This is a genomic window from Microbulbifer harenosus, assembly GCF_005771435.1.
Lineage (GTDB): Bacteria > Pseudomonadota > Gammaproteobacteria > Pseudomonadales > Cellvibrionaceae > Microbulbifer > Microbulbifer harenosus.
In genome coordinates this window covers 1-2,159 of the sequence record NZ_VANI01000039.1, presented here as the reverse complement: position 1 = coordinate 2,159, position 2,159 = coordinate 1, and the positions used below count along the sequence as shown (strand labels likewise).

The following is a 2,159-nucleotide window of genomic DNA, read 5'->3' as shown; positions in this document are numbered from 1 at the left end:
CCTCGTTGTATCGCGGCATTGCTCACTCTATGACCGCCCCCTGATACACTATTGGTTGGAAAGTGAGCGCGACATCTATCCTGACACAGGGGGTGGGGGCAATGACTGAATCTGAATTGAAGGAAATGTACCAAGTTAGTCATACTGGAACGAACAAGTACTCCAATGGAAATATGTATTCAATCCCAGTTTCAGGTATAGATTTTGAGGGCCTGCAAGAGGTTACAGCGATTTTCAGTCGTGATGGAAAGCTGATCGGAGTATTGACTAAGCTCCCAAAACGAAAATTTGATTACTTAAATAAAGTAATCGCCGGTAAGTACAGGCTGGTAAACCAGCAGATTCCATTTGTTGGTAACAAATCTGCTACATATAGAGATGGTGCTACAGAAATTATGCTGGAAGCCCCTCATATGAGCTTTGAAATGTCCATGAACTACATCAATGATGAGCTAATGAGAGCGTTTAATTCTCAAAGTGAGGCCGAGGCGCGTCAAAAGGAACGCAACGAAGCCTCCCAGCTATAAACTTAACAATCAGCGGCAGAGCGACAGCCAACGCTACGCACCTTTTGTGTTACTCGCTGTCGCTCAAACATTAACACAAAATGCGCTCCGCGCTGGCTGCGCCTGCGCTGGGCGTTAGGCAATGATGAAGGAATACCATGGATTTTTTTGACGGCTATCCGGTAAAAGAAGGATTTAAGGGAGATGGTTGGGAGCTTGAGAACTGCAAGCTGACTCATGAGGCTAACCCGGAAAGCTTTGAGATCCCAAGTAGTGAGGAAGCATCACTGGTTAAAATTGGCGATTTACTTCGTTTACATTTCACACTCACAGGCCCTGTTGAAAAGGGTGTTCCTCGAGCAGAAAGAATGTGGGTAGAGGTCTGTATAATTCAAGAAAATTGCTTCTACGGACATTTAACAAACGAACCTATTGCAATTGAGTCCTTAACACCAGGGGATGTAATACAGTTCAATTGGAGTCATGTTGCTCAGATTTACATCAGGAGAGACGACCCTCGGCACTCCGAAAATGCCTAACAATCACGGGCAGTGAAGCTACGGCCCTTTGGGCCTCCGCGGGACGGCTTACCTTATGCACGTTTTGCGCGGTCGCTACGCTCCCATTTTCGCGCAAATCGCACCTAAGGTAAGCCGCCCCTGCCGTGGGCGTTATGTGTCAGAACCAATCGAGCTATTGAGGGTTAAATGAAATTTACTGAAAAGGAATTGAAGCTTATACAGAAGGCAGAAGCTCGGGTAAAGCAGATGGTTCTGACAAGAGTAATAGCAATAGTAATTGCCGTAGTCTTAATCATGCTATTTTTTCTTGGCCTCGTAAGTTCTGAAGAGCTAGCCTACGGCGCATTTGGCTTGGCGGTGCTTTCTATAATTTCTCCACAACTTGGTGGAGCACCAAAATATGAGCAATTGGTTTCAGTGCTTTCCGCAAAGCTAGAGTGCTAAGAAGACACATAACTAAGCCAAGCAGGATGCTCCGGGCCTTCGGCCCTCCGCGGGACGCCCAACGTTGTGCACCTTTTGCGCGGTCGCTGCGCTCCCATTATTGCGCAAAACGCGCACAACATTGGTCGCCCCTGTTGGCGGCGTTATAAATCACAAGGAAATACCGATGTCAGATACAGCCAATTTTGTTCTTGAGGTAAATGGACAGCCTTTGATGGTTAACGGAAAGCCACTTGGGGTTACCGTAGAAGTTTTGCAGGATGCGGTTCAACAAATTGAAGCAATTCCAGCGGATGCAAAAATGGCTGTAAAAGATTTCATTGAAGAAAAATACACGGAAATAGTTGAAAACAAAGATTCTATTTTTGATCTAAACATAGATGAATCGTGGCTGGAGAAGATTCCTGACATTTTTGAGTATCTAGAAAAAATAGTGAACTTCGTAGCTTGGTAATGATTTATAACAATCGCAGGCAGTTTGTTCCGGCCCTTCGGGCCTCCACGGGACGCCCAACGCTATGCACTTTTTGTGCGGGTCGCTGCGCTCCCAGTTTCGCACAAAAAGTACACAGCATTGGTCGCCCCTGCTGCGGGCGTTAAGCATTTGAACATGTCCAGTAACCTTAAAAAGACACTGTCAACTTTACTGCTGATTGTTGGAGTGGCCTCTGCTGGATTTACAACCTAT

At 46.1% G+C, this 2,159-nt stretch carries 4 protein-coding genes; all 4 read left to right on the top strand.

Annotated features, from left to right (window positions below; translation table 11 throughout):
• Nucleotides 1-101: 101 nt before the first annotated feature.
• Nucleotides 102-527 (top strand): hypothetical protein, encoded by a 426-nt coding sequence (locus tag FDY93_RS19175; protein ID WP_138237368.1) that lies wholly within the window; start codon nt 102-104, stop codon nt 525-527.
• Between the two features lie 137 nt (nt 528-664).
• Nucleotides 665-1,045, top strand: coding sequence for a DUF2314 domain-containing protein (locus FDY93_RS19170; protein WP_138237367.1), 381 nt, complete (start codon nt 665-667; stop codon nt 1,043-1,045).
• A gap of 168 nt (nt 1,046-1,213) precedes the next feature.
• Entirely contained in the window at nt 1,214-1,471 is a 258-nt protein-coding gene (locus FDY93_RS19165; protein ID WP_138237366.1) for a hypothetical protein, read from the top strand.
• A 166-nt stretch (nt 1,472-1,637) separates the two neighbouring features.
• Nucleotides 1,638-1,925, top strand: a complete 288-nt coding sequence (locus FDY93_RS19160; protein ID WP_138237365.1) for a hypothetical protein — start codon at nt 1,638-1,640, stop codon at nt 1,923-1,925.
• The last annotated feature ends 234 nt before the right edge of the window (nt 1,926-2,159 follow it).